This window comes from Vibrio sp. Vb1337, assembly GCF_033338715.1.
GTDB classification, from domain to species: domain Bacteria; phylum Pseudomonadota; class Gammaproteobacteria; order Enterobacterales; family Vibrionaceae; genus Vibrio; species Vibrio alginolyticus.
The window spans coordinates 21156-47372 of record NZ_JAWOTD010000002.1; the positions used below are offsets into that span (position 1 = coordinate 21156).

Annotated in this window: 23 protein-coding genes and 1 tRNA gene; 9 read left to right on the plus strand and 15 right to left on the minus strand. The window is 43.2% G+C overall.

Annotation, left to right across the window (positions count from 1 at the left end; translation table 11 throughout):
* Nucleotides 1-2361 (plus strand): EAL domain-containing protein, encoded by a 2361-nt coding sequence (locus R7E42_RS01980; protein WP_318072291.1) that lies wholly within the window; start codon nt 1-3, stop codon nt 2359-2361.
* Between the two features lie 139 nt (nt 2362-2500).
* Here the strand turns inward: R7E42_RS01980 and R7E42_RS01985 are convergent, their stop codons facing one another.
* The gene (locus R7E42_RS01985) at nt 2501-3076 is read right to left on the minus strand and encodes an imm11 family protein (protein WP_053349404.1); all 576 of its coding nucleotides are present in this window, start codon (nt 3074-3076) and stop codon (nt 2501-2503) included.
* An 863-nt stretch (nt 3077-3939) separates the two neighbouring features.
* Between R7E42_RS01985 and R7E42_RS01990 the strand changes: the two genes are divergently transcribed.
* The 3 genes from R7E42_RS01990 to R7E42_RS02000 all read left to right on the plus strand — a co-directional run bounded on the left by R7E42_RS01990 (nt 3940) and on the right by R7E42_RS02000 (nt 5776).
* Entirely contained in the window at nt 3940-4581 is a 642-nt protein-coding gene (locus R7E42_RS01990) for a murein L,D-transpeptidase catalytic domain family protein (protein ID WP_033906463.1), read from the plus strand.
* A 326-nt stretch (nt 4582-4907) separates the two neighbouring features.
* Entirely contained in the window at nt 4908-5366 is a 459-nt protein-coding gene (locus R7E42_RS01995; RefSeq protein WP_017633653.1) for a hypothetical protein, read from the plus strand.
* An 86-nt stretch (nt 5367-5452) separates the two neighbouring features.
* The gene (locus R7E42_RS02000) at nt 5453-5776 is read left to right on the plus strand and encodes a hypothetical protein (RefSeq protein ID WP_042522561.1); all 324 of its coding nucleotides are present in this window, start codon (nt 5453-5455) and stop codon (nt 5774-5776) included.
* A gap of 125 nt (nt 5777-5901) precedes the next feature.
* Here R7E42_RS02000 and R7E42_RS02005 read toward each other — a convergent pair whose 3' ends face one another.
* From R7E42_RS02005 to R7E42_RS02015, 3 genes are all read right to left on the minus strand, one after another.
* Nucleotides 5902-6582: a DedA family protein gene (locus tag R7E42_RS02005; protein WP_151515654.1), complete on the minus strand. Its 681-nt coding sequence runs from the start codon at nt 6580-6582 to the stop codon at nt 5902-5904.
* Between the two features lie 51 nt (nt 6583-6633).
* Nucleotides 6634-7014, minus strand: coding sequence for a hypothetical protein (locus R7E42_RS02010; protein ID WP_225478221.1), 381 nt, complete (start codon nt 7012-7014; stop codon nt 6634-6636).
* A 144-nt stretch (nt 7015-7158) separates the two neighbouring features.
* Nucleotides 7159-7677: a DUF4136 domain-containing protein gene (locus tag R7E42_RS02015; protein WP_005382627.1), complete on the minus strand. Its 519-nt coding sequence runs from the start codon at nt 7675-7677 to the stop codon at nt 7159-7161.
* 371 nt (nt 7678-8048) lie between these two features.
* Here R7E42_RS02015 and R7E42_RS02020 point away from each other — a divergent pair.
* Nucleotides 8049-8123 (plus strand) — tRNA-Gly (locus tag R7E42_RS02020).
* 16 nt (nt 8124-8139) lie between these two features.
* Here the strand turns inward: R7E42_RS02020 and R7E42_RS02025 are convergent.
* The gene (locus R7E42_RS02025; RefSeq protein ID WP_005373167.1) at nt 8140-8997 is read right to left on the minus strand and encodes a sterol desaturase family protein; all 858 of its coding nucleotides are present in this window, start codon (nt 8995-8997) and stop codon (nt 8140-8142) included.
* Nucleotides 8998-9004: 7 nt separating this feature from the next.
* Entirely contained in the window at nt 9005-10015 is a 1011-nt protein-coding gene (locus tag R7E42_RS02030) for a DUF2804 domain-containing protein (protein ID WP_053307607.1), read from the minus strand.
* 305 nt (nt 10016-10320) lie between these two features.
* On the opposite strand from R7E42_RS02030, the gene gdhA reads away from it, so the two are divergent.
* On the plus strand, nt 10321-11673 hold the full coding sequence (gene gdhA, locus R7E42_RS02035) for an NADP-specific glutamate dehydrogenase (protein ID WP_005373174.1): 1353 nt from the start codon (nt 10321-10323) through the stop codon (nt 11671-11673).
* A gap of 76 nt (nt 11674-11749) precedes the next feature.
* Here the strand turns inward: gdhA and R7E42_RS02040 are convergent, their stop codons facing one another.
* The 3 genes from R7E42_RS02040 to R7E42_RS02050 all read right to left on the minus strand — a co-directional run bounded on the left by R7E42_RS02040 (nt 11750) and on the right by R7E42_RS02050 (nt 15635).
* Nucleotides 11750-12217: an OsmC family protein gene (locus R7E42_RS02040; protein WP_017820322.1), complete on the minus strand. Its 468-nt coding sequence runs from the start codon at nt 12215-12217 to the stop codon at nt 11750-11752.
* A 99-nt stretch (nt 12218-12316) separates the two neighbouring features.
* Nucleotides 12317-14674, minus strand: a complete 2358-nt coding sequence (locus R7E42_RS02045) for an ATP-binding protein (RefSeq protein WP_318072292.1) — start codon at nt 14672-14674, stop codon at nt 12317-12319.
* Nucleotides 14667-15635, minus strand: coding sequence for a cytochrome-c peroxidase (locus R7E42_RS02050; protein ID WP_017820324.1), 969 nt, complete (start codon nt 15633-15635; stop codon nt 14667-14669). Before R7E42_RS02050 ends, R7E42_RS02045 begins: the two co-directional genes overlap by 8 nt.
* Nucleotides 15636-16133: 498 nt before the next feature.
* Between R7E42_RS02050 and R7E42_RS02055 the strand changes: the two genes are divergently transcribed.
* Nucleotides 16134-17510, plus strand: coding sequence for a nodulation protein NfeD (locus R7E42_RS02055; RefSeq protein WP_318072293.1), 1377 nt, complete (start codon nt 16134-16136; stop codon nt 17508-17510).
* Between the two features lie 10 nt (nt 17511-17520).
* Nucleotides 17521-18303 (plus strand): slipin family protein, encoded by a 783-nt coding sequence (locus R7E42_RS02060; RefSeq protein WP_005382637.1) that lies wholly within the window; start codon nt 17521-17523, stop codon nt 18301-18303.
* A 41-nt stretch (nt 18304-18344) separates the two neighbouring features.
* Here R7E42_RS02060 and R7E42_RS02065 read toward each other — a convergent pair whose 3' ends face one another.
* Complete coding sequence (locus R7E42_RS02065; protein WP_206954252.1) at nt 18345-18779, minus strand: globin; 435 nt, start codon at nt 18777-18779, stop codon at nt 18345-18347.
* A 243-nt stretch (nt 18780-19022) separates the two neighbouring features.
* Between R7E42_RS02065 and R7E42_RS02070 the strand changes: the two genes are divergently transcribed.
* Complete coding sequence (locus R7E42_RS02070) at nt 19023-19679, plus strand: NAD(P)H-dependent oxidoreductase (RefSeq protein ID WP_064354707.1); 657 nt, start codon at nt 19023-19025, stop codon at nt 19677-19679.
* A 96-nt stretch (nt 19680-19775) separates the two neighbouring features.
* On the opposite strand, the gene choV is transcribed toward R7E42_RS02070, so the two are convergent.
* The 5 genes from choV to betB all read right to left on the minus strand — a co-directional run bounded on the left by choV (nt 19776) and on the right by betB (nt 26206).
* Complete coding sequence (gene choV, locus R7E42_RS02075) at nt 19776-20954, minus strand: choline ABC transporter ATP-binding protein (RefSeq protein WP_042523602.1); 1179 nt, start codon at nt 20952-20954, stop codon at nt 19776-19778.
* A gap of 2 nt (nt 20955-20956) precedes the next feature.
* On the minus strand, nt 20957-21799 hold the full coding sequence (choW, locus tag R7E42_RS02080; protein ID WP_005392552.1) for a choline ABC transporter permease subunit: 843 nt from the start codon (nt 21797-21799) through the stop codon (nt 20957-20959).
* Between the two features lie 75 nt (nt 21800-21874).
* Nucleotides 21875-22813 (minus strand): choline ABC transporter substrate-binding protein, encoded by a 939-nt coding sequence (locus R7E42_RS02085; protein WP_005382646.1) that lies wholly within the window; start codon nt 22811-22813, stop codon nt 21875-21877.
* A 36-nt stretch (nt 22814-22849) separates the two neighbouring features.
* Nucleotides 22850-24565 (minus strand): choline dehydrogenase, encoded by a 1716-nt coding sequence (gene betA, locus R7E42_RS02090; protein WP_005373209.1) that lies wholly within the window; start codon nt 24563-24565, stop codon nt 22850-22852.
* A gap of 180 nt (nt 24566-24745) precedes the next feature.
* Nucleotides 24746-26206, minus strand: coding sequence for a betaine-aldehyde dehydrogenase (gene betB / locus R7E42_RS02095; protein WP_206970150.1), 1461 nt, complete (start codon nt 26204-26206; stop codon nt 24746-24748).
* Nucleotides 26207-26217 lie beyond the last annotated feature (11 nt).

The window sequence follows — 26217 nt, forward strand, 5'->3', positions numbered from 1 at the left end:
ATGAAGTTAAGCAATAGAGTCATTTTGCTTGTCGCGCCAGTGATCTTATTAAGCGCGTTAGTATCTAGCTATATTATTTATAGCATTCAAAAAGTGACGCTCATCAAGCGGGAAGACAGCTATATTCAGTTGCAGATGGAAAAGCTGGCCGGGCAGTTTCGACAAGCGAATATTTTTCTTAATAGCTATGCCTATACGCTCAGTAAAAGTGATGTATTACAAGACTATTTGGTTAATCATAACAACCCCTATCGTGAGCGAGTCTTGTTTAATCGATTAGACGAGACCGCTGAAGTATTGAGCCATGGTTACAAAGGCGATGCGAGCATGGCGATCCTCGACGGCAAACAAAACCTTCTCTACTACACAGAAAACAAATATTACGAATCATCGGGCGTGGTCGACCCAAAGGTGTTAGAGTACATATCACGAAGTTTCAATGAGAGAGAGGCTTTCAGTCACACTGGCTTTATTTATAACTCCAGTGGACAAAGCATTCTTCTTCAATATGAGGTCGTCGACAAAAGAACGGGGACTCACCCTTTGAGCTTTGACTCGAAAAATGTGTTTTTTGTGGTAGTTTCCGTATCACTTGAAGCCTTTAACGAGATTAAGCATGAAATCGAGTTTGACACACACAGCGTGATTACTTTCGCCGACAAACCCATTTATCTTGATATTCCTCTCGCTCAAACCATTGAGCTGCTGCCGCACTTTTATGCCGTGCTTTCTCCTGCCGAATATTTAATGTGGAATAAAGTCGATAAAGTGTGGCTAGAACTTGCTTTCTCCTTTGGCGTAGCGGCGTTTTTCACCATCACATTAATCATTTTGGTGTTGTACCGCTATGTGTTGCGCCCTGTTTCTCGCCTTGATAAGCAGCTGAACGAACTTGAATCTAATCAACGTGACAATATTGAAAAGCTAGAAACAAACGATGAAATAGGACGCCTCTCTGCACGCTTTTTTGATATGTATGAGGAACTTAATGTCATCTATAAAAAGACAAAACGCCTAGCTGAAACGGATCACCTGACGCAACTCGCCAATCGCCATCGTTTTCATGAGCTTGCCACTCGTGAACTTATCTCCCCTTCGCAGTTTCTGTGGGTTGTTTACGTCGATCTTGATAACTTTAAATACGTGAATGATAAATACGGGCATGAATTGGGAGATAACTTATTAAAAGTGTTCTCATCACACATCAAGAATGCCTGTCAAAAGTTCTCGCACGATTACAACAGCCCCTGCTTTGCCGCCAGGTTATCTGGTGACGAATTTGCAATTTTGCTGAGCTCAAATCAAGAGGTAAAACGCTTGCCTGATTTGCTTGCATCAGAGCTGCTAAAACCGATTAGTAATCTCAGTTCATCTTGGAGTAATTCATTTCCCGTTACGGCAAGCGTAGGTATTGCACAATATCCTCAAGACGGTACTGACATCGCGAAGTTACTCTCCAGTGCCGATGCGGCTATGTATCAAGCAAAACGGGCAGGGAAAAATCAATACGCCTATTATTCAGCCGCTCTCAATATTGAGTCTCAAAGACGAAGTCAACTTGAACGTGCGCTCCGAAAAAGCAATGTAGAGGAAGAATTCCACCTTGTTTTTCAACCCTATATGAACAATCGAAGCAACGAAATTGAGGGGTTAGAAGTCTTGTTGCGCTGGGAAGCCGAAGGTATCGGCCCTATCCCTCCAAAGGAGTTTATTCCAATTGCAGAGCAAGCCGGATTATTTGATAAAATTGACCGCTGGGTTTTCGCCAATGCAACGGCGGAATACCATCAATTAAGGAATATTTTCGGTAAGGACATTGTTCTTTCGGTCAATTTATCATCAGCGGAGCTAAACTCGATAGAAATGGCAAACTACATCCATGAACAAGCGACACTGCACCAGGTTAAACCAGAATGTATTGAGATAGAAATAACCGAAACCTTTGCCGCAGAACAACAAGGCACGGCCCTACTTGATGAGCTATCAAAACGTGGCTACCGTCTTGCAATTGATGACTTTGGTTCTGGTTACACATCGTTAACTCAGCTCGTTCAGTATCCGGTTCAAAAAATCAAATTTGATCGAGAGTTCCTCGTTACATTGATGAACACCAATAACGGCCATGTGATCAAACCTATTATTGAGCTATGCCATGCCCAAAATAAAACGGTTACAGCAGAAGGTATTGAACACAATATGATGCATGAATGGCTATCGGCATACCGCTGCGACTATATGCAAGGCTATTTATTTGGCAAACCAATGACTAAAGAACAATTGAGCTTGTGGTGGCAATCGGCAAATGACGACAGTCGATTTGATGCGTCCATGGTCAGCTCAATTAGGGTTTCAAGAACATAAGTTAAGGGGAGAAGTACAGCAGTCACAACTGTGGCGGCTGTATTTAGTTGTATATGAGCTTCATTGATAGATGCTCAGCTTTTGTTCCCCCATACCTATATCTATGACTTTAGTCGAGTAAATCACTATTTATTCGTTTTTAAACCAGCACTTCCTTGAAATCCAAACCGGTCAAATTCAGCGCTTTGACGCTATCGTACAAGCCACCTTTTTTGTCCGTGCAAAACGTTCTGAGCCCAGCACCTTTTACTCTGAACAAGTCAGATTCATTAACGGCTTCTCTATTCAAAACGAGTTTCTTAAACGGTCTAGCACGACTTAGCTTACCATGACGAAGATTATACTCGGTAGCAGAGGTATCAATGGCATCAATTTGAGTGACAATGTTTAATGCTCGCCAAGGCTTTCCTTGTAGATTTAATGGTAAAAATTCGACATTCTCGCTCAACACATCGAGCTTATCCGCAATAGAAGCGGATACAGCAAGAGTAAAAGATCCCCATGCTGCAATATCAGGCCTGGGTAATGGCTTTTCACCCTTAACGTCTAACCATTCAATATCAATACTTTTCCAACTGGCTTTAACAGACTCTCCATAGAGTTGGATAGGTTTGCTTGCCGTTACTTGAAGAGACATTTCCAATGGCGACTCTTGCAACATTGCAAAATCATTAACATTGGGAGTGACAATAAACACTTTATTAAATGCTGTCATAACCGTCCTTAAATAAATTTGAGCGCTTTTCTTAATGAGACGAGCGCTTTCACACCAAACCAAACCAAACCAAACCAAACATAATAGATAGAGTTTACTTCCATGTTCAAAAATTTAATGAATTAATATCTGGCGTTCTTATCTTTTAATTTCTAAGTTTTATTATTTATATATTTTAATCCACACGATAGAATTATTTTTTCAATTTTTACTATGTACCCTTCCTTATGTAATCGAATAAATTAGAGAATAAACAATAGCACGCATCACTTCACTTTTGTCGAGCTCATCACTCTCACTTAAACGATACATTCACAAGTTCAATTTTTGTACGACTTAGACTTAGCTTTGTCAATCGTGAATTAAAAACAACCGATTCACCGTTGTTTTACTGCCTTTTCTTACCACCCTGTTGTTTATTCATACATTATAAATGCATTTATACACATAACGATTCGGCGTTACGATTTGTTACGAGTTAAATCACAAACTTTTGAGGTATTGGATAAAGCGTAGAAAAAGAAAACACATTGAAATAAAAAGAGTTTCTAAAGTACGAAAAATAAAACGCCGTTTTTATAAATTAGCAACTTCACAAATATCCTTAAACACAGTTTTATTAATTACATATATCAGATATTATTTACGCCGAAGTTTATAGAAACCATCGTTAAACTTCATATTTTATATAAGTTTCAATTAGTTAGTTTTTAACTCGAAAACTTATCGTCAACCCAATATCAAGCACCTAAGCGTGCAATAAGAAACATTGGGAATAGAATTATATTGATGTGCATGTTGTTTTAACGAATGCATGAAGCAATCGGTAAATTTGTAACACCATAGAGTTTTATTTAGCCAAGATGAAAAAGTTAATTTTATTATTTACATGTGCGCTGTTGTCTGTCTCACCTTTTGCTTTTGCAAAACAATCAGATAACGAACCCAGGGATCATTTACGACCAAAGCAAGCTGAACATGTGTTTAAACAAGCCAAGCTAGATGGCATAGTAGACTTTAAGTTGTTCAGTGACGCTTACATCGCTTATCAGAAGACACCCGATAGAAAGAAGTCGGTACTAACGATCATCGACTATAGTAAACCATCAACTGAAAAGCGTTTTTATGTGGTTGATTTAGATAAAAAGAAGCTAATCTACAATACGTATGTTTCTCACGGCGTGAATAGCGGAAAGAAAACAGCGACACAGTTTTCAAATGTCGTGAACTCGCGAAAAACATCATTGGGCACTTTTTTGACTGATACCACTTACTACGGCTCAAATGGCTATTCACTTCGATTAGATGGGCTAAGCTCTGGATTAAACGACAAAGCTCGCGAGCGTTACATTGTCGTGCACGGCGCCGATTACGCAAACCCTTCCTTCATCAAGAAGAATGGATACCTCGGACGCAGTTGGGGTTGCCCTGCTTTGCCAGAGAAGTTGTCTCGCGAGATCATTGACACCATAAAAGGCGGCAGCGTTATTTACGCAAGCGCATAATATCGATGCGACACATATGGGGAAGAAAAAGAAGATTCTATTTCTTCCCTAGTAATAATCCTGTTAGCTTAATCGTCCTGTGCAACGACTCTCTTTCCATTTTCGCTTACTCGAAAGCGAAAATTATTGTGTTATTAGCTGATATACCTAAGTGCGATCAGAAAACTCTGTTCATCCCCCTTCCATCTCGTTAGTATACGCTGAGTTGATCAGACACTGGCTTTCATCGTTATCATAGTGCCACTAAGATTCCTTAATCATGGTGGGTAACTGTGGCTTTATATGTTTAGGGTTACTTCTTGCGTTATCTACACCGTATATTATTGATGCTTTCTTTGTCCCTGCTCTCAGGGCTCATCACAGCTTCATATGCGCATGAGTGGCACCACACCAAACATTACACTTCCGAGCGCCTACTTAAACTCTCTCAACAAGACGATTTTGAGCTAGCACACACTGATTTTCATGCCTCAGCTTCTCTGAGCTCTTGGGGTTCAGAAAGTTACTACCTACATATAAAGCGCGAGTTGTTCGGGCTTGTCTCCTGTCGCCGAACATCAGCTACTGATGGCGTTTTATCATCAGATTTTACTCCTGATTATTTTTTACTTATTGCTTTCTCTTCTCCACCACTACTGGAGTTGGCAAAACAAGCATCTCGCTTACCTCTAGACAGTTATGGCGGACTCATGAGTCAACGCTCTCTTTATCGCCTCTCAGGAAGAAAGGAAGCGAACTTAATGTACGTCTTTACTCATGGTCGCAACGCCTTCTCTGTTGTTTAACTTTTTATGACATACAGAGAACACGAAAATGTAACGATAAGAGCCAATATGCTCATTGTTACTAGAACCAATTTGAGGTCCATATAATGACAAGAATCGCTACAACCATCGCACTAGCATTACTATTTTCAGCGGGCTCAACCTTTGCAAACACAGAAACTAAGCCAGAAGAAATGAGTAACGACACTCTGTTAGAGTGTGCCAACGTTTCTAACGCACGTATTGCAGTTCCGGAACACAGAGCGATGTTCAGACACTACTTAATGTCTGAGAGAGACTACAGCTTTGACCAGCTATCGTCTGCCGAACTTGAATTTAAAGCAGCAGATAAGAATGAGTCTGAAGTAGAGAACATCTACAAGTCTCAGTGTAAAGAAGTTGGCGAATACCTATATAGCATTGGCTATTAAATTCGAAACTCTAACGACACTCAAAAAGAAAGGCGCAATGTATGCGCCTTTCTTTTTACTGACAAAAACCTGTCGATTAGAGGTCTAATCTGCATACAAGCTTAAAAGTGCAAATCAAAGTAAACTTATTGGGAAAACTCTGACACATCCTTGGGTTTACAGGTCGCTCGACGTGCTTTAACAAACAAGAAACTAAACACTCCAATCACAAGAGTAATTATTGGTGCCGCCATTAATAGCATTGTGATTGCTTTGCTCATATTTTCTGGTAGCAAAGGAAGTAATGAACCAAAACCGCACAATACCAGCGTCCATAAAATCGCACTCAACCACGCAAAGTAATGGAATTTACTAATACGTTTCACTCGCAACCCCATCATTAATGGCAATAGGGAGCGAACAACCGGAATAAACCGCGCACAAAAAAGCGCAATCAATCCATGTTTACTGAGTAATACGTCGACTTGTTCCAAACGCTTTTGAGGAACCGCGCTCACCCAGCCTTGGACCTTAGGTAAGCGATTTAGCCACTTGCCTTGTAAATAAGCCGCCCAACTTCCCAATCCCGCACTAACAGCTATCACCAACATGATCATAATTGGGTCAAGGACGCCAACCGCCGCCAGCGTACCGGATAATACGACGACACTGTCGCATGGGAAAGGTGCAGCAGGAATAAAACCACTTTCCAAAAAGATAATCACTGCAACAACAAAATAAACCAAACCTGCACTGCCTGGCGCCATTAACGCCGTGAAATCTTGATGCCAAAAAGCACTCAAGACCTGAATGATCGAATCAAACATAAACCGCTCCTAAGCATAATTAACCAAAAAGTTGCAAAAACATGGAATGTGTTAGCGAGCATGTATAAAGCGGTATATGAAATTCGATTCTTTTCTCACTCCGATTCTGTATTTAAAGTGAGTAAAAATACTTTCAATACAACAACCTAAAGCCTCATTGCCGATGCGTTTTAGCCGCTTCATCGAGTAAATTGCCGAACGATGCGCCCACCATGCTACATCAAGCATTTCAAACCATTCGGGTTCTACATCGTCGTTCGAGCTCATTTCCTTAGCATGGCTAACCCTCAATCTATTCCGGCTGTTTAAACTCGGATAGTCTTGTTGTACTGGAGAGATAGGATGTTCTGAAAAGTGCTTCGACTTAGCGTCAACAGCAATATTCTGGTTATGAAAGGAAAGAAAATTTGGGTGTGAGTACGGCAGGCTCATGCTCGGAGCCAACAAGCAGAAAAGTAGTCCGAGTAAAGCAATCAGAGTCGTACGCACAAAGGTAACCAGAACCAAAATGATAAGTTCTTTTAACCCTGTGCGTAACTATTGGCAATTAGTATTCTTAATCGTTAAGAATACTAATTATTTTTCACCGTAAGGGTAGCTTTCAAACATCTTCGCGATTTCTTCTTGGATGAGAGATTCTCGTTTCTCAGAGCTCATTGACTCAGACAGTTTACGACTTGAAACGCCTTTCCAAACGACTTGATTAGCCTTTGCATCAACCAGTTCAACCACCAACTTCCCATACTTACGTTCTTTATATCTTTCTGGGCTTGAAGTGATCACACCAAAGCTATTCCAGCCATAGCCAAAGCTCACCGACGATCCTGAAGAAACAAGCTCGGATTCTTCTACGATATCATGATGTACGTAAAGGTCACCGCCACTATTTACCTTAATTAAACCCTTACCCTCAAGCTGTTCAGCAAGCCCTTGCTCAATACGTCGACCATCAATACTGGTAGGAGCTTCCGCCTGAGCACCGAAGTCAAACGTTCTGTAAGCTGAAAAGTCGGCTTGTTTATCTACATCGGTTGTAACGGTAGTACAAGCAGATACCAGCATCACCACCAGCCCTAATATCAAACCTCTCATCATGTTAAATCTCCTTTGGTTAAGCTGACTGTTTCAGCAGAATTACCCTGTGTTATACATACGCATCAACAGTAAAAAGTAATCATTTCAATATCTAGTCTTGACCATGAAACGTGACTGTTCAATAAACGAGATTAACCTTTACACAGAAAATCTTGAATATCATCAACATCTAAACACCTAAGAATTCGGTGTTTACGACCTAATTGGAAGCCCCTAGGCTTAGTAGCGGAATCGCGAGTGCCACAAAAAACCAGAGACAATGAACACTTTAACATCAGTCCGCTACTTTTTTAGGCAACTGACAAACATTTGATGAGAAAAGACTTTTCTTTTTCGTCCAGTGTGGCATATTAACTGAGTCCTATCGATGCGCGGGCATCGTATAATGGCTATTACCTCAGCCTTCCAAGCTGATGATGCGGGTTCGATTCCCGCTGCCCGCTCCAATCTCTTTATCTCAATTTACTCATAAAAATCCGATGGCGGAGCGAACAAACGGCGGCAGCGTTGTTTCCATGATAAGTTTGGTCGAGTTACGTCATAAAACATGTCTTTCCATTCTGCAAACGTCACGCGGATGGGATTAAAGCTGTTTACAGGTTTAGAAACCCCATACCGAACCGTTTCCACCTCTGGTTCAAACGTTCCGAACATTCGATCCCAAATAATTAATACACCCGCATAATTTTTGTCGATGTACTGACGGTTCACACCATGATGAACGCGATGATGAGACGGCGTGTTAAATACCCACTCTAGTGGCCCGAGCGAACGAATTGATTGGGTGTGAACAAAAAACTGTAAGCCCAGATTAAACAACACAACGAAGACAACCCATTTTGGCTCAAAACCAATAATCACCAAGGGCAACCAAAAAATCCACATCCCCGCTAGCGGATACATTAAACTTTGACGAAAGGCGGTACTGAAGTTCATTCTTTCCGAACTGTGATGAACAACGTGCGCGGCCCACATCCAACGAATACGATGGCTAGCCCGATGAAACCAGTAATAGAAAAAATCTTGCAGGACAACAAGTAAAAGAAAAGCTGAGACGCTCATTTCGATATCAAACAAACGCCAATCAAACCACCACAAATACAACTGAGCAATCAGTAAACCCGTGAGTATGTCTGTCGCTTGGTGTAAGCCCGCAAGAACAAAATTACACGCTACTTCAGGGAAGTAATACGTCGCGCTTTCAGGCAAGCGTCCCCTTCTTTGTCCGAACCAATATTCGGCAAGCATGCAGAAAAAGAAAACTGGAGCCAGAATCATCAGAAGTAATTCTGGGCGGTCCATCAATTGCGTCCAATCCATTGTGTTTCTACCATTTTGCATAGTGATCTTCAGTAAGACCCATAACTTCTTCTAACTGATGTTTGATGCCATTTCCATCGATAAGATAGCCAGAGAAATAACCGATGTACTGACGAAAGTTACTTTTGAGAAGCCAAAAATTTTTCTTCTCTGAGCGTCGATTCAAAGGCGTGAACTGTAAGTTAACTCGTTTATCTTCCGACGTAATATGCCACTTTTGCCCTTCATCACTTCGTGAAAACTGAAACTGCACAGGTTGCAAAAAGTGACGCTGACCATTAATCCACAATACATTTTCGCAATAGCCAGTTTCATTAACGCCAGCTGCCAAGTTCAACCCCAGACGCCTGTCATCCTCAAAGCAATTGATACTCGCCCAGCGCCAACTTGTTTCTCGCCGCATGTACCCAGCGGAAAAATCGTAACCAGCAGCCACCTCTGAAAGATCTTGCTCTTTTCCTAATATGAACAAGTTACCGTCTACTGCTAACGCATTGTGCTTCTGAGTATATGTCCAACCCGCATAACCTGTTGGCGTACACAACATTAATGGCAAACTCATATTTTCTGGACGTAAATAGAGATCCGCATTGACTGACTCTGTCACAAAGTGGACGTGCCAAATACCATCCTTAATAGAAAACTGAACTCTTTTGTTAGCAAGATGGGCAAGACTGCACCAACTGGAAGGCTGAGTTTGATAACCTATATTAAAAGGTTTCAACCATTGTTGCTCAATCAACTTATTCTTTTTAATATCAAACAGGTAGCAAAAGCCGGATGCTAAATACCGTATATCAGCAATCGCTACTCCAATGACGTAATCAGGTGTGACCAAATTGACGAACTGAAACTGCTTATAATCGCGGTAACGGCGCCACTTAGACACCGGCTTATCCATCTCATCGAGGTAGGTAAATTTATCTAGCTGTAACGATGTTGGAATTCCATCAAGGTGGCCAAACGCTGGTAGGCCATTCTGCTGAATAAACGAGTTCAGAACCTTAAGCTCATCCATATAGTTGTCTTTTCACAAGTTATCACACACAAAAACTTTAACATGACGTTAACATAAACAATTTGCGTAACTGCACAACAACATCGACTAAAGTGATTTCTGCTTGTTATATGTGAAACTGATCACTCAACCACCCGCTTACTTAGCTCGCCCTACCTATCTCAACCAACACAGCCTGGGTTAGAAGCTGCACATTCTCATCCGCAGGAAAGACCACTACAACCATTGAATCTTGGTCAAAATCACTATTTAATGGAAATACATTCATATAAACTGATTGCTTATTCACATCAAGGAAGAAATCTATGTCATACATACACGATACTATTGTTGCGTTGCAACACAGTAGCCCTGCGCAAAAAGAATTTTACCAAGCGGTAGAAGAAGTATTAACTTCTCTCGCGCCGGTAATAGAAGGCAATAATAAATATAAGGAACAAGCGATTATCCAGAGGATCGTCGAGCCAGAACGTCAAATCATGTTTCGAGTTCCTTGGGTTGATGATGCTGGAAATGTACAAGTAAACAAAGGTTATCGAGTTGAATTCAACTCTGCTTTGGGGCCGTACAAAGGAGGATTGAGATTCCATCACTCAGTCAATGCGAGCATCATAAAATTTCTCGGCTTTGAGCAAATTTTTAAAAACGCACTGACTGGCCTTCCTATCGGTGGCGGCAAAGGCGGTTCAAACTTCGATCCTAAAGGAAAATCCGACGGCGAGATCATGCGATTTTGCCAATCATTTATGAACGAGTTGTACCGTCACATCGGTCCTACCACCGATGTGCCCGCAGGCGATATCGGTGTCGGGGCGCGCGAAATTGGCTATATGTTTGGTCAATACAAACGATTGACGGGCCGCTACGAAGGTGTGCTTACAGGCAAGAGTCTGCTTTGGGGTGGCTCACTCGCCAGAAAAGAAGCGACAGGATATGGCGCCGTCTATTTTGCAGAATGCATGCTCAACGACCGCAACGATTCATTGAAAGGGAAAACTTGCCTCGTTTCTGGTGCTGGCAACGTGGCTATCTACGCCATTGAAAAACTGTACCATATGGGAGCAACGCCAGTCACATGCAGCGACTCTCGAGGTACGATCTATCATGAGCACGGTATTGATCTTAAGCTCCTAAAACAACTAAAAGAAGTGAAAAGAGCAAGCTTAGAAGAATATTTGGAAACTTATCCTGAAGCAGAATACACACCAGAGGGCGACTATCCTAATGAAGGACATGCTGTTTGGCGATATCAGGCTGATGCTGCCTTCCCTTGTGCGACTCAAAATGAATTAACGTCAGACGACGCACTGGCTCTTATCGAAAACGGATGTATTTTGATTAGTGAAGGGGCGAACATGCCAACCACCCGTGATGCTGCCAATATTATCGTGGACTCAGACATAGCTTATGGGCCTGCAAAAGCAGCCAATGCAGGCGGCGTTGCAACCAGTCAACTTGAAATGGCGCAAAACGCCAGCATGCAAAACTGGACGTTTGAACAAGTGGATAGTCAGTTGCAAACCATCATGAAAAATATTTTCATCAATGCAAACGAAACCAGTAAAGAGTTTGGCCAACCTGGAAATTTAGTTTTAGGCGCCAACATTGCAGGCTTTAGAAAAGTCGCTGATGCAATGATTGAGCAAGGTGTCGTCTAGATGAACGAGCCAGCAGGATGACTGTTGGCTTAATATAACTCCGCAATAGGCCGCGCTTTTTGATAAAGAGCTCCACTTAATTCGCAATAAGCGTTGTCACTTCTGTTTTAACGGAGTTGGCGATAAAGCAATTCTCATGGGCCATGTGGTGCAGTTTTTCTAATTGAGATGGTGTCGGTTGTTTTTCACCTGAAAATGTTATCTTAGGGTTTAACGTTACCTTTGATACCCACTCTTTTCCGTTTTCGCCTTTTTCAAGCTCCCCTACCGCTTCATCGAAGTAACTGTCCACAACGTAACGCCGCTTTGCTGCAATAGACAGGAAAACGAGCATATGACAACTAGAAAGTGCCGCGACAAACGCTTCTTCTGGATCAACGTTTTCTTCTACGGATAGTGGTAATGGTACTACGTGGGGAGATGGAGATGCTGGGACTTGCAACCCTCCATCAAATTGCCAAATGTGTGCCCTACTATACTTATTATCACTAAACTCTTCGCCAGCTTTACGATGCCATTTGATTAAAGCGGAATGCTTACTCATTCTAACTCCCTGATTTTCCGACGACGAATCAACACTATCCGTCCTTGCCACAGTAAACCACAACAAAATGAGTTAAGGAAAGCATCGCACTCACAGGGACTATAAAATCTGTTGAGGATCGGCATTGTTCTTCTGGATATCATCCAAAAGTCTATGAGACTGATGGATGTTGACCTGTAACCGATTGATCAGCATCTGCAACTGCTCAATCTCGGGACTTTGGTTGGCTTTAAGTTGAGTTTCCAGGGCCTCCGTTTGGCTCGCCAAAATAGGTAAACTTAGGTTCAGTGCCATCCCTTTCGTTTTGTGCAACGTCAGCTCTAATGAAGCAAAGTCTTCAGCCATAAAGTATTCAATAAGTTCATCAACAGAAGTCTCAAAATCGACAATAATGCTTTTTAGCAACTCGTCGAGCGCTTCTGGCTCATCTCGTAAAGAAGTAAACATGCCTGAACGGGAGAGTTCTTCCTCTGTTAACCTTAAGTTCTCGATTGGCTTACGTTGCAATTGAAGCACATTGCTGTCACTCGTTAGTGGCGGATTCTGTTTCGGTTCGAGTCTGGCGGCAAACTGTTTGAGAGCGTCTGAAAAGCTCTCATGCTGTAGCGGTTTCGTAAGCACATGGTCTGCTCCTGCTTCGATAAAGCTATCGTGAGCTTCACGAAATACGTCTGCCGTGTACGCAAAGAGTAATGTCTTGATACCTAACTCTTGTCGGATAACGCGTGTCGCCTCAACGCCATTCATCTCGGGCATATGGTTGTCCATCAAGATCAGGTCGTACTCGTTCTCTTTCGCCTTTTTAACCGCGATTAATCCATTTTCTGCAACATCCACTTCATGCCCAAGCTTTTCGCAAAACCCTTTTGCCACAATGGCATTCACACGGTTATCATCAGCAAGTAGTATCTTGAAATGGTGTGATTTTGCGCGAGGTTTCGGTGCTTCTTGCTGCTTTTTCGGAGCAGATTCTACCCAAGGAATCGGCAACTCAACGATAAATTGACTTCCAACGCCTTCTATACTCTTCAGAGTAATATGGCCACCCATCAAATCGGTTAGTTTTTTGACGATGGCTAACCCAAGCCCTGTTCCGCCGAACCTTCGAGTCGTTGATGAGTCTGCTTGCTCAAACGAGTTAAAAATATGCTCGTGCTTGTCTGGCGCAATACCAATACCGGTGTCGCTCACGCGCATGACCAACAACTGATTCGATTCATCTAACTCAGTTCTAACCAGCACATGCCCTTCATTGGTAAACTTCACCGCGTTACCGGCGAGATTAAACAAGATCTGTCGTAAACGCGCACAATCTCCAGTAAATTCAGTATATTCAGAAACCTCGTTTTCCAAGATTAACTCGATATTTTTTTCATCAACAAGTGGTTTTATTGCGCTACACACCGGAGAAAGCACTTGATCGAGCTTAAACTTAGCTTGCTCAAATTCCAGTTTGTTTTCTTCAACTTTAGAAAAATCCAAAATATCGTTGAGGATAGTCATCAGATGCTGGCCAGAATCAAGAATAACCCTAATATGCTCTTTCGTCGTCGGCTCTTTGGTCTCTTCTGCAATCATTTGAGAAAGCCCTAGTACACCATTCATCGGCGTCCTTAGTTCGTGACTCATTGCAGCGAGAAAATTTGATTTCGCTTTTGCCGCTCGCTCGGCTTTGTTTCTCGCCTCTTCAATTTCAAGATTCAACTGTTTTAAGTTATGCATTCGGTGATGTGACTGATAAACAAACGCGCTAACTAGAAACATCACCGCGATAAATACAAACAACCACGTAAAACGCGCCTCACTTTGAGCAATATTGAGTAACCGATGCTCTGAGCTTTCGACAAACTCAATATAAGTGTGATCAAGCAGTTCATTCGTCAGCAATTCAATTCTTTTATCACTCGTTTGAAGCCGTTTAAGGAAGTTCGCTTCCTTTTCACTCTCAACTTCAGTTTGTGTTAGAAGCAACTGGTTGAGAAATTCAAAATAACGACTGCCACCCAATGATTGACCGCTATCGATAGAAACATCTTGCTGATACAAATTGAACAACATGAGTAATGCATACCGATTTTCTACCTGAACACCAATTAACATATCAAGCTTCAACGTTGTTTGAAGCACTCGCTCCTTAAACTGTTCAAGCGTATCCCTAACTTTTATACGATTGGGTGTCACGGGAAACCAAACTGATGCCTTTGATGATTCCAACAGTGCCTGTGCTGCGATTTCTATCTCTACTAAAGATGTTGTTAACTCATAGTTTTTCCTATCTTCAACGGCATATCGGTTCACGATAACATCACGCTCTTCAATCAATTCGTGTCCGATATTCATTAGCTCTGCATGAAATTCTTGAGCGTTTTTTGAGTTCATATACGACATATACGCCAGTGTGCAGCACGCCAGTATCCCAATAAAAAAGCACAAATTGATCAGTTTGAATTTATTCATTTTCCAACACCTCTAAAATTATGGGTCTAGGTGCTGTCAACGACTGCAAGAATGCTTCAATGTCCGCGACATTCTCATCGTTCATCGTTATACCGAGCTGGGTTTTAGCCATGATTTGTATCGCGTCGGATAACTTATCGACTTGCCCATTATGAAAATAAGGACTCGTTAGCGCGACATTGCGTAAACTGGCTACTCTAAAATAGAATCGCTCTTCATCTTCTATCGTAACGAGTTGCCTGCCCGAGTCCTCTACTACTGGCTTATCCTTGAAATAGGCGAACCTTTGGATCATCGCTCCGCCGATATTTTTGCCCTGATGACACTGCACACAACCTGAAGTCTGAAATGTTTTCCAACCTCTGATTTGCTGTTCACTCAGTACATGCGTGTAACCCAATAAGTAAGCATCGAATGGTGCGCCAGGCGTCTGCAGCCCTTCAACAAACTCCACAATAGCGGACTTGATATTATGAACGTTAATCGGCAATTCACCGTCACGATTAAATAGCGCTTGATAATGTTCACTCTCTTTTACATATTGCTCTATCGTTTGCCAGTTTGAGTCCATTTCCATTGGATTATGGATTGGACCATCAATCTGAGCCATCAAGGTGTTTTCCGTACCATCCCATAAAAAACGATAATTTAACGCTGCATTAAACACTGTTATAGAATTTCTAATTCCATCACCTTTCACCCCCGTAGAGACTGGTGTATTTTCAGCGCCATTGGTTTGCAGATTGTGGCATGTCGCACAGCTGACATTACCATTTGACGATAATTGAGGATCGCGGAAGAGATGCCAGCCAATTCTCGCTAGCTTAATATCCACATTAGGATCACCCTGTATGGGCTGAACTAGAGAGATATCACCTAACATCTTCGCGTTTCTTGCGGTTGTTGTTTGGCTCAAAATGAGTGTTACAACAGCTAGTGCGATTGCGCTGAATTGCCTCATCAACTACATACCTTAAACTTGTCATTGATATGAATTTAGTTGCATTTTGGCGTTTTTTCCACCGACAGGAAGTTGAAAAAACGAGTTAAGTATTGCTTTGTTTAAGGCTTTGGTTGAAGAGGGAGTAATAAGGCGAATAGGAAGAAACCTATCGCCTTATGAGGAGCTAACGTATTGAAATCTGAGTTTAGTGTAGAAAAGCCAAAAACCGTTGAAACCAAGTCACCTCTCCATACGAGATCAGATCGAAAATAGTAAAGAATACGGCACAGATAACTGCCAACTTAATCAAACGCTGAACAATAAACATAAACGTCACAATTACCAATAATTTGCTTTAGTTTACTATCTCACACAGCGTTTATATATAAAAAAGTAGTCTCCTAATTAGCCTCGGGAACTTATTCATTAGAACCTATACTCAAGCATCTCTAAGTTATTTGGATATACTTGAATTAGGATTTCAAAAAGTCCCTGTGACTACACAATGAGGACTGCATGAAACGACTATGGATATGGTTCTTACCTTTACTCTTGATGGCCAGTCAAGCACTGGCGAATACTGTTTGGATTGTTCCTGTCAAAGGCGCTATAGGGCCTGCTACTAGCGACTATTTATCTCGTGAAATAGAAGAAGCTCAACTAAACGGTGTCAGTTTAGTGATCTTAGAGATGGACACACCAGGCGGCTTAGATAGCGCAATGCGAGATATTATTCACGCGATTACCACCTCCTCCACTCCAATTGCGACTTGGGTTGGCCCGTCAGGATCTAGAGCGGCTAGCGCAGGGACATACATTTTACTCGCCAGCCACGTTGCCGCAATGGCCGAAGCCACCAACCTTGGCGCGGCAACGCCCGTCGCGTTAGGTGGTGCCCCTCAGCCCCCTTCATCGGATGATGGCAAAGATCAAAACGCGGAAGAAACGTCAGAAGGAACCAACGAAGGTTCAGAGAAAGTTCCCGCGAAAACCGCAATGGAGAAAAAGGTGATTAATGATGCTAGAGCCTATATTAAAGGCTTAGCAAAGCTTCATGGCCGAAATGCAGAGTGGGCAGAGAAAGCAGTGAGCGAAGCAGCGAGTTTGGACGCCACAGAGGCATTGGAATTAAACGTTATTGATTATATAGCCAACTCACCAGAGGATTTAGTCAAAGCCATTGATGGACAAACTGTTAAAGTTAACAATCGTGATGTGACATTGTCACTGGAAAATCCCGTATGGATTGAAAGAACACCCGATTGGCGAGCAGAAATGCTAGCCGTTATAACCAATCCAAACGTTGCCTACATTCTAATGCTCATCGGCATCTACGGTTTACTTCTTGAATTTTACAACCCAGGAATTGGCTTACCCGGTGTGCTAGGTGGGATTTGTCTGCTTCTTGCCATGTACGCACTACAAATGATGCCCGTCAACTACGCAGGTCTTGGTCTGCTGTTACTCGGTATTGCACTAATGATAGCGGAAGCATTCAGCCCGAGCTTTGGTATTTTGGGCTTAGGCGGCGTTGTCGCCTTTGTACTCGGTTCGATATTTCTCATGGACAGTGAGTTACCAGGATTCCAGATCGCCCTTCCTTTGATTTTTGGTATTGCCATATTTTCCGTGGCTCTAATCGTGCTGACTGTCGGCCTGCTGCTCAAAATTCGTCGCCGGCGTGTAACGACGGGTTTAGAGACATACCCTGGGAAGGTCGCCGTGGTAAGCGATGACTTTATCCGTGGCGAAGGACGCGTTCAACTCAACGGTGCGTTATGGCGAGCTAAAGCCAAAGACCATCAACAATTCAAACAAGGTGATCACGTCACCATTGTTAATGTTAAAGGGCTGACCTTAACTGTGATGCCTGATGACCGCCAAAATAAATAGGAGGCGCTTTATGATGCTCTATACCGTTGCGGTGATCGTGGTGCTGCTGTTCGCACTAGCGACCCAAATGTTCAAGGTTTTGAGAGAATACGAACGTGGGGTTGTGTTCTTTCTTGGTCGATTTCAAGAAGTCAAAGGACCTGGTTTGATCATCCTTATCCCATTTATTCAGCAAATGGTGAGGGTTGATTTACGTACTGTCGTTTTGGATGTGCCGACACAAGATTTAATTACAAAAGATAACGTTTCTGTGCGCGTCAACGCGGTCGTTTATTTTCGCGTAGTCGATCCTCAAATGGCGATTAACAATATTGAAAGCTACAACGATGCCACCAGCCAGTTAGCACAAACCACGCTGCGCTCGGTATTGGGTCAGCATGAACTCGATGAATTGCTATCAGAGCGAGAACGCCTCAATAAGGATTTACAATCCATTCTCGATCAACAGACTGATGACTGGGGAATCAAGATTGCTACGGTTGAAGTCAAACATGTTGATTTAAATGACAGCATGGTCAGAGCCCTAGCCCGTCAGGCAGAAGCAGAACGTAACCGTAGGGCGAAGATCATTCACGCTACTGGTGAGTTAGAGGCTTCAAATAAATTAAAAGAAGCAGCGCAAATGCTCAACGAAGCACCGAATGCACTGCAATTACGTTACATGCAGACACTCACTGAAATCACTACAGACAAAACATCCACTATTATTTTTCCAATGCCGATCAATCTTGTCGAAGCTGTCAGTGATATCGCCGAAGCGGTGAAAAAGAATAAAGAGACACAAGATAAGTAAGGTTCTGACCCTAGGAAGTAACGACCACTCACGTTACTTCCTTATTTGGTACTCGCTTTAAGGAAGTGCCCATCTTCTTTATCACATTCTTGTTTCATTACTTCTAAGCCCGTTTTAAAGCATGTTCGCCAAGCGGTTTCAACATCGGCATCGTACCCGGAATCACACTGTCGAACCGTTTCTAACAAACTCTCAAGCCAAACATCAAAATCCTGCGGCTCTATACCAATTTCGGCACTTGCATGCTTTTTCCCATACTTTTCCACCATTTTGTGCGCTTCGGTCGAGGTATCTGCCATCATAAAAAACACGATAGACCCTCTAAGCATTCTCACTTGTTGGTGCATGTCTATACCGTCAAACTTCTGTCTAAAGTTGGCGCTTTTCGACCATAAATTTTTGTAGAACAAGTCGAAAAACTCCTGATCTGAAGTACAACGTTCATAGCTATCATTAAAAACTTCAATCACGTTCATGTTGCTTTCCCCTACGCCTCAATATGAGTTTAATTTAATATCAAATAAAAGCTTCCAAATAAGGACTTTTAAGTTTCAAATCGATCAACTCACATCGATTTTCAACAAAAAGTAAAAAGTGATTTAAATAAACACCCTCTTATCAATGAAAAAATATCCATTATCATGAACCCATATTCGAGGTACGCATGGTTGTCGATGCTAGTGCATCCTCATCTGTCATCACATAAAGAGGATATAAACGTGTCCCATCAAATCATTACCGATCTAAATAGCCGTTACACTGCAAAAAAATATGATGAAACCAAGCGCGTTTCTCAAGAAGACATGGCGATAATCAAAGAAGCACTGCGTTTGTCGGCGTCTTCTATCAACTCACAACCATGGAAATTCATCGTTATTGAAAGTGATGAAGCGAAGCAACGTTTCCACAATACGTTTGCAAATATGCATCAGTTTAACCAACCACACGCGAAAGCCGCATCACATACGATTCTGTTTGCTTACGATCCTAAATTTACTAAAGAGAAATTTGCGAAGCGTGTGGATGCAGAAGTAACATCTGGCCACTTGCCAGCGGAGATGTACAACAACTTTATGGGTGCTTACGCTTTTGCCGATGCAAATACGGACGAAAATGGCTTCAACGGAAACTGGACAAAAGCACAAGTCTATTTGGCACTAGGCAACCTACTACACACATTGGCACGACTAGGCATTGATTCAACACCGATGGAAGGTGTCGATCCGGCTCTGATTGGAGAAGAGTTTAAAGAAGAGCTCGAGGGCCATATTTGTGAAGTTGCGCTGGCGATTGGCTACCATAAAGATGGGGAAGATTATAATCATGGTCTTCCAAAAGCACGCCTTGCAATGGATGACGTAATTACGACTCTATAGTCGACCATTGTCTTAGCTTAGAGACTTAACTCATTGTTTAAACTAAAAAGAGCCGCATTAATGTGCGGCTCTTTTTTACTTGGTTCTGCGTCAACGTTACGCAACTTGCTCTGACTTAAAATTACCAAGCAATGCATCGTAAAGCTCATTGTCGCTTAACACACCAACCAACTTATTATCTTCAACCATAAGCAGAGGCTGATTGCTACGCTGTTTAAGTTCAATCGCTTCTCGCATACTGATTTCTGGACTAACCTGAACCAGAGAGTTTTCATTAACTTCGTCAAGGTTCGAAGAGTCGCTCTTCCATTGAATCAACGATTTATCTTTATCCGCTAAACTTAACCCCTTGCTCTCTTGTATCACCCAAATATCTTTGTCAGGGCAAATTAGAACACGCGTATCTTCGCGAACCAAATCGTCACGCATTAAGGAACGTCCCTTCAGCACATTTAATGGATTAGTGTGAGCAACAAAGTCCGCCACATAATCGTTTTCTGGAGCAAGAATGATCTGTTCTGGCTTGCCATGTTGAATCAGCTTTCCTGATTCCATAATGGCGATGTTGTTACCGATTTTAAGTGCTTCATCCAAGTCGTGACTCACAAAAAGAATGGTTTTGTTTAGCTTTTCCTGAAGCAGAATCAATTCATCTTGAAGCTGAGCACGAATCAATGGATCAAGTGCTGAAAACGGCTCATCCATTAACAAGATATCTGTGTCCATCGCGAACGCTCGCGCTAGGCCAACACGCTGCTGCATACCACCAGAGAGCTCGTGCGGGAATTTCGTTTCCCACTCAGACAAACCGACCATTTCGAGCTGTTCACGCGCTTTTTTACGGCGCTCAGCTTTACCAATGCCTTGCATCTCTAGGCCAAACGCTACATTGTCTAACACCGTTAACCATGGCATCAATGCAAACTTCTGAAACACCATGGACACGCGGTGCGTACGAAGGTGGCGCAGCTTCTGTTCGTCACAGTTAGAGAGCTCAACCATATCGTCGCCATCTTTGATTTTCAGAGAGCCACGAGAAATATCGTTCAATCCGTTAACCGTTCGCAGCAAACTTGATTTACCCGAGCCCGAAAGCCCCATCAAGACACAGATCTCACCCTGTTTCACGTTCAGCGAAACATTATCAACCCCAACCACTTGGCCAGTTTCATCAATGATTTCTTGTCGAGACTTCCCTTGATCTAGTAGTGCTAGCGCCTGTGCTTGTTGCTGACCAAAAACGACATCAAGATTTTTAATAGTAATAGCGTCCATGATTATGCCTCCTTCTGGTTTGGTGCTTTACACAAGCGATCAAGAATGATGGCAACGAGTACAATCGCTAAACCCGCTTCAAAACCTTGTGAAATGTTTACCGTATTCAGTGCACGTACGACTGGCTTACCAAGCCCATCAGCACCAACAAGCGCCGCAATGACAACCATAGACAAAGACAACATAATACATTGCGTAACGCCAGCCATAATACTTGGCAATGCCGCAGGTAACTCCACCTTAAACAGTAGCTTCATGCGGCTGGCACCAAATGCTTTACCCGCTTCAAGTAGCTCCTCCGGCACTTTAATAATGCCGAGGTACGTCAATCGAATTGGCGCAGCGATAGCGAAAATGATGGTCGAGATTAGACCAGGGACAATACCTAAGCCAAACAGAACCAAGGTTGGAATTAGGTAAACGAATGTCGGTACGGTCTGCATCAAATCGAGTATTGGCCGCAACAAGGTGTATAACCAAGGACGGTGCGCCGCCATAATGCCCAACGGCACGCCAATTAATACGGAAATCGTTGTCGCTGCAAACACAAGGACAAAGGTTTCCAGCATTTCTTGCCAGTAACCAAGGTTGAGAATTGCGAGTAAGGCCAACACGATAAATACGACAAGAGGAATGCTGCGATGTAAGAACCAAGCAATTGCCGCCGTCATAATGATTGGCGCTGCAGGTGGCATCCATTTAAAAATGTCCACCACGAAAAGAATGATCGTTTCAAGTGTAATAGAGATTGCATCGAAAAAACCCGATGCATTGATGGTTAACCAATCGACGCCAGTTTCCATCCATTGGCCCAACGGTAGTTTGTTGTCCGTAATAAAATTCAAAATAAAACCTTTGTGTTAATGAAGCGGGCAAAACTGCCCACTTTCTTTTAAAAAAACGAGCTCAAATACTGCTTATTAAGCGTTTGTTTTTAAGTAGTTTGTAATAGCTGTTAGCGCATCTTGGCCATCCACCGTTTTCACGCCCTCTAGCCACGCTTCAATTTGCTCTTGGTTTGCATTCAACCATGCTTGCGCTGCTTTTGATGGCTTCTGTTTCTGGTTAAGAATCGCTTCCATCAGTTCATTTTCCATTTCTAGGTTAAACTCTAGATTTTTCACTAGCTGACCTACATTTGGACACTCAGCGAGGTAATTTTTACGTACGTTTGTGTAGACGTTCGCGCCGCCGTAGTTAGGACCGAAGAAGTCATCACCACCCGCTAGATATTCCATTTCAACGTTACTATTCATTGGGTGCGGCGCCCAACCTAGGTACACAATCCATTGATTGCGGCGTGCGGCACGTGATACTTGAGACACCATGCCAGCTTCACTGGACTCAACTAGGCTGAAATCTTTTAGGCCGAATGCGTTACTATCAATCATTGACTGAATTAAGCGGTTACCATCGTTTCCAGGTTCAATGCCGTAAATGCGGTCTTTAAATTTGTCGGCATGTTTTACTAGGTCAGCGAAGTTGGTTACGCCTGCGTCATAAACGTATTTTGGAACCGCTAGCGTGTACTTTGCGCCAACGAGGTTCGCGCGTACGGTTTCAACAGTACCTGCATCACGGTATTTCGCGATATCACCTTCCATCGTTGGCATCCAGTTACCTAAGAAAATGTCGATATCGCCATTAGCCATAGAGGAGTAAGTTACAGGCACAGACAGAAGATCGGTCTTCGTTTTGTACCCCAACCCTTTAAGTAACTCTGATGTAACGGCAGTGGTCGCTGTGATGTCAGTCCAACCTACATCTGCGAAACGAACCGTTTCACATTGGTTGGCGTAAGCGCCTGTTGCTAAAGTACTTAGTGCAATTGTTGAGAAGATTTTTGTCATCTTAGACATGTTGAATTCCTTGTAATGATTACTGACTTTTTCATTTTATGAGATCGAATCGAGATCTCTTTTTGGCGGATGCATTCGTTGCATCTCTTGCCAGTCCGGTGCAATCCAAACTGGTACGTTGTTCGACGTTTCTAGGGCGTTATCCAAAATCATGTCCGCGGCGCGTTCTGCCACCATAATCGTTGGCGCATTTAAATTACCGTTCGGAATGGTTGGGAAAATAGAAGAGTCCACCACACGCAAGCCTTGAATACCGCGTACTTGGCATCGCTCATTTAAGACGGCTAATGGGTCATTATCTGCGCCCATTTTGCAGGTACAAGATGGATGGTAAGCACTCTCGACGTTTTGCTTCACCCATTCATCAATCTGTTCATCCGTTGTGATGTTCAGACCGGGTTGGATCTCATCCCCACGAAACTCATCCATGGCTGGCTGATTGAGGATCTCGCGAGTAAGGCGAATACAATCACGCCAATCCTGCTTATCTTGTTCAGTGGAAATGTAGTTAAACTCAATCTTCGGCTTATCATTCGGATTCGCAGAGACAACTTCGACCGACCCGCGACTTTCTGGCTTGTTAGGTCCAACGTGCACTTGGAAACCATGACCATCAAAAGCAGCTTGCCCGTCATAACGCATTGCCGCTGGCAAGAAGTGATATTGAATATTTGGCCACTTTAGTCCTTCACGAGAGCGGATAAACGCACACGATTCAAAGTGGTTAGTAGCACCAAGGCCTTTGCGAGTTAATATCCACTCAGTGCCAATCAAGCCCTTGCTCACCAAACCTAATTTGCTGTTGAGCGTGATAGGTTGCTTACAGTGATATTGGAAGTACACTTCTAAGTGATCTTGCAGGTTTTTACCTACCCCCTCCAACGAGTGTTTCACCTCAATGCCCGCTTTTTCTAATACTGCCTTAGGGCCAATGCCTGAAAGCTGCAACAGCTGAACGGAGCCAACCGAACCCGCACTCGAAATCACTTCATTATTCGCAAAACATTGCTGAATTGAACCTGACTTTTCAAATTCAACGCCTACCGCTTTCTTTCCTTCTGCACCAGTTTCTTCTAATAAAACTCGATGAACCGTCACCCTCTTCATTAGGGTGAAGTTTTTGCGTTTTTTAGCGCGGCTTAAGTATGCATTAGAGGTCGAAGCGCGTACGCCTTTGTCGACGGTCATATGCATTGGGCCAAAGCCCTCTTGTTGATAACCGTTGTAATCTTTTGTTTCTGGGTAACCCGCTTCTTTGCCTGCATCAATAAAAGCTTGGTACAGCGGGTTGAGCTTCATATCGTTGCCGTTACATGTGCCGACTGGACCGTGATCGCCCCGATATTCATCAGCACCACCAATCCAAGACTCTGCTTTACGGAAATAAGGCAAACACGACTGATAGTTCCAGCCTTTCGCGCCTTCCTCTTCCCACTGGTCAAAGTCACAAGCGTGTCCGCGAACGTAAACCATGCCGTTGATAGATGAGCTACCGCCCAGAACTTTTCCGCGAGGACAATGAAGTTGGCGACCATCCAACCCTTGCTCTTCAACCGTCTCAAACTGCCACGCGTATTTTTCAGTGTTCATCGGGTAAGAAAGCGCTGTTGGCATTTGGATAAAAATACTTTTATCCGACCCACCCGCTTCGAGTAATAGGACCGAATTTTGACCACTTTCACTTAAGCGATCCGCTAACACACAGCCGGCCGAACCCGCACCGACGATGATGTAATCGTAGTGTTGTTGCATTTTTATTCTCCTAGGAGTTAATACTCATCACCGTAGATAAGTGAGCGAAATTAGCGTAGGAAAAATGCTTGAGAACAAGGCGGAAATTTTGATAAGTAGTTAACCTACAATCAAAATTGACAACGTAGTTATCGAGCATTTTAACAAGCTAAAGTGGTCAGTTATCTACTATGAGTAGTATCATTTGTAAGGGCTTTCGAAGTCGCTTAGCTGAACCAGAACACTCTTCGTTTGCGTGTAATGTTTAAGGGTTTCGACTCCGTTTTCACGGCCAACACCTGATTGCTTGTAGCCGCCAACTGGCATTTCCGCAGGTGAGTCACCCCATGTGTTCACCCAACAAATACCCGCTTGAATTTGATGGATCACACGGTGCGCACGAGATAGGTTTTGAGTAAATACACCTGCCGCTAAGCCATAATCGGTGCCATTTGCACGCGCAATCACTTCCGACTCATCGCGGAATTTCAGAACTGACATTACCGGGCCAAAGATTTCTTGTTGAACGTGGCTCATGTCATCATCGCAATCGACAAATACGGTTGGAGCAACAAAGTTACCATTGGCTAGGCCATTGTCTGTTGCTTTGTAGCCGCCAGTCAGTAACGTCGCGCCACTCGCTTTCGCGGCTTCAATCGCTCCTAGAACTTTCGATTCATGATCTTTAGAGATTAGCGCGCCAATTTGCGTGTTCTCATCAAGCGGATCGCCGACGACTAACAGCTCGGTTCGGGCTTTAAGCTGTGCGATAAAGTCGTCATAAATACCTTCATGGACAAATACACGTGTACCGTGCGTACAAACCTCACCTTGGGTGTAGAAGTTCGCCACCATGGCCGCAGAAACGGCATCGTTTAACTTCGCATCATCAAAAATAATCAGTGGAGACTTACCACCAAGCTCCATCGTTACTTGTTTTAGTGTCTTAGCGCTGTCACTCATGACGACTTTACCGGTGCCTGACTCACCCGTGAATGACACTTTTGCGATATCAGGATGCGCCGTTAGCATCTGTCCTACTCGGTAATCCCCTTGCACGACATTAAATACGCCATCTGGCATGCCCGCTTCTGAATAAATTTCGGCGAGCTTAAGCGCCGTTAATGGTGTTTCTTCTGATGGCTTGAAGATCATTGCGTTGCCCGCAGCCAGTGCTGGCGCCGATTTCCACATCGCAATTTGAATTGGATAATTCCAAGCGCCAATACCCGCGCAAATGCCCAATGGCTCACGACGTGTATAGAAAAACTGATCGTCGCTGAGTGGCTGCTGTTCACCTTGTAGACTTGGAGCAAGGCCAGCGTAGTACTCAAGAACATCGGCACCTGTTGTGACATCAACCGCGATAGCTTCTTGAATGGGCTTACCAGTATCTGCCACTTCCAATGCAGCCAACTCGTCATTACGCTCACGTAAAATGGCAACGGCTTTGTGTAAAATACGGCTGCGCTCAATCGCAGTCATCGCCGACCATGCAGCAAAACCTTTTTTTGCCGATTCAATCGCTGCTTGAAGATCGTCTTGGTTCGCTTGTTTAATGTTGGCCAATGGCTCACCATTCGCCGGATTGTAAGTGGTGAAGTGTTCATCTGAACACCCGTCGTACATCGCACCATTGATATAGTGTGCTTTCATTTCCATTTTGAAGACCT

What these genes read in the sequence shown, in the direction of transcription:
- betA (WP_005373209.1), bottom strand. Translation starts at nt 24,565, where the DNA reads ATGCAACAACACTACGATTACATCATCGTCGGTGCGGGTTCGGCCGGC.
- choV (WP_042523602.1), bottom strand. Translation starts at nt 20,954, where the DNA reads ATGGACGCTATTACTATTAAAAATCTTGATGTCGTTTTTGGTCAGCAA.
- R7E42_RS02015 (WP_005382627.1), bottom strand. Translation starts at nt 7,677, where the DNA reads ATGATGAGAGGTTTGATATTAGGGCTGGTGGTGATGCTGGTATCTGCT.
- R7E42_RS02060 (WP_005382637.1), top strand. Translation starts at nt 17,521, where the DNA reads ATGATGCTCTATACCGTTGCGGTGATCGTGGTGCTGCTGTTCGCACTA.
- gdhA (WP_005373174.1), top strand. Translation starts at nt 10,321, where the DNA reads ATGTCATACATACACGATACTATTGTTGCGTTGCAACACAGTAGCCCT.
- R7E42_RS02010 (WP_225478221.1), bottom strand. Translation starts at nt 7,014, where the DNA reads ATGAGCCTGCCGTACTCACACCCAAATTTTCTTTCCTTTCATAACCAG.
- R7E42_RS02050 (WP_017820324.1), bottom strand. Translation starts at nt 15,635, where the DNA reads ATGAGGCAATTCAGCGCAATCGCACTAGCTGTTGTAACACTCATTTTG.
- R7E42_RS02065 (WP_206954252.1), bottom strand. Translation starts at nt 18,779, where the DNA reads ATGAACGTGATTGAAGTTTTTAATGATAGCTATGAACGTTGTACTTCA.
- R7E42_RS01995 (WP_017633653.1), top strand. Translation starts at nt 4,908, where the DNA reads ATGCTTTCTTTGTCCCTGCTCTCAGGGCTCATCACAGCTTCATATGCG.
- R7E42_RS01985 (WP_053349404.1), bottom strand. Translation starts at nt 3,076, where the DNA reads ATGACAGCATTTAATAAAGTGTTTATTGTCACTCCCAATGTTAATGAT.
- R7E42_RS02085 (WP_005382646.1), bottom strand. Translation starts at nt 22,813, where the DNA reads ATGTCTAAGATGACAAAAATCTTCTCAACAATTGCACTAAGTACTTTA.
- R7E42_RS02030 (WP_053307607.1), bottom strand. Translation starts at nt 10,015, where the DNA reads ATGGATGAGCTTAAGGTTCTGAACTCGTTTATTCAGCAGAATGGCCTA.
- betB (WP_206970150.1), bottom strand. Translation starts at nt 26,206, where the DNA reads ATGGAAATGAAAGCACACTATATCAATGGTGCGATGTACGACGGGTGT.
- R7E42_RS02040 (WP_017820322.1), bottom strand. Translation starts at nt 12,217, where the DNA reads ATGAGTAAGCATTCCGCTTTAATCAAATGGCATCGTAAAGCTGGCGAA.
- R7E42_RS02025 (WP_005373167.1), bottom strand. Translation starts at nt 8,997, where the DNA reads ATGGATTGGACGCAATTGATGGACCGCCCAGAATTACTTCTGATGATT.
- R7E42_RS02000 (WP_042522561.1), top strand. Translation starts at nt 5,453, where the DNA reads ATGACAAGAATCGCTACAACCATCGCACTAGCATTACTATTTTCAGCG.
- R7E42_RS02045 (WP_318072292.1), bottom strand. Translation starts at nt 14,674, where the DNA reads ATGAATAAATTCAAACTGATCAATTTGTGCTTTTTTATTGGGATACTG.
- R7E42_RS01990 (WP_033906463.1), top strand. Translation starts at nt 3,940, where the DNA reads ATGAAAAAGTTAATTTTATTATTTACATGTGCGCTGTTGTCTGTCTCA.
- R7E42_RS02055 (WP_318072293.1), top strand. Translation starts at nt 16,134, where the DNA reads ATGAAACGACTATGGATATGGTTCTTACCTTTACTCTTGATGGCCAGT.
- R7E42_RS02005 (WP_151515654.1), bottom strand. Translation starts at nt 6,582, where the DNA reads ATGTTTGATTCGATCATTCAGGTCTTGAGTGCTTTTTGGCATCAAGAT.
- R7E42_RS01980 (WP_318072291.1), top strand. Translation starts at nt 1, where the DNA reads ATGAAGTTAAGCAATAGAGTCATTTTGCTTGTCGCGCCAGTGATCTTA.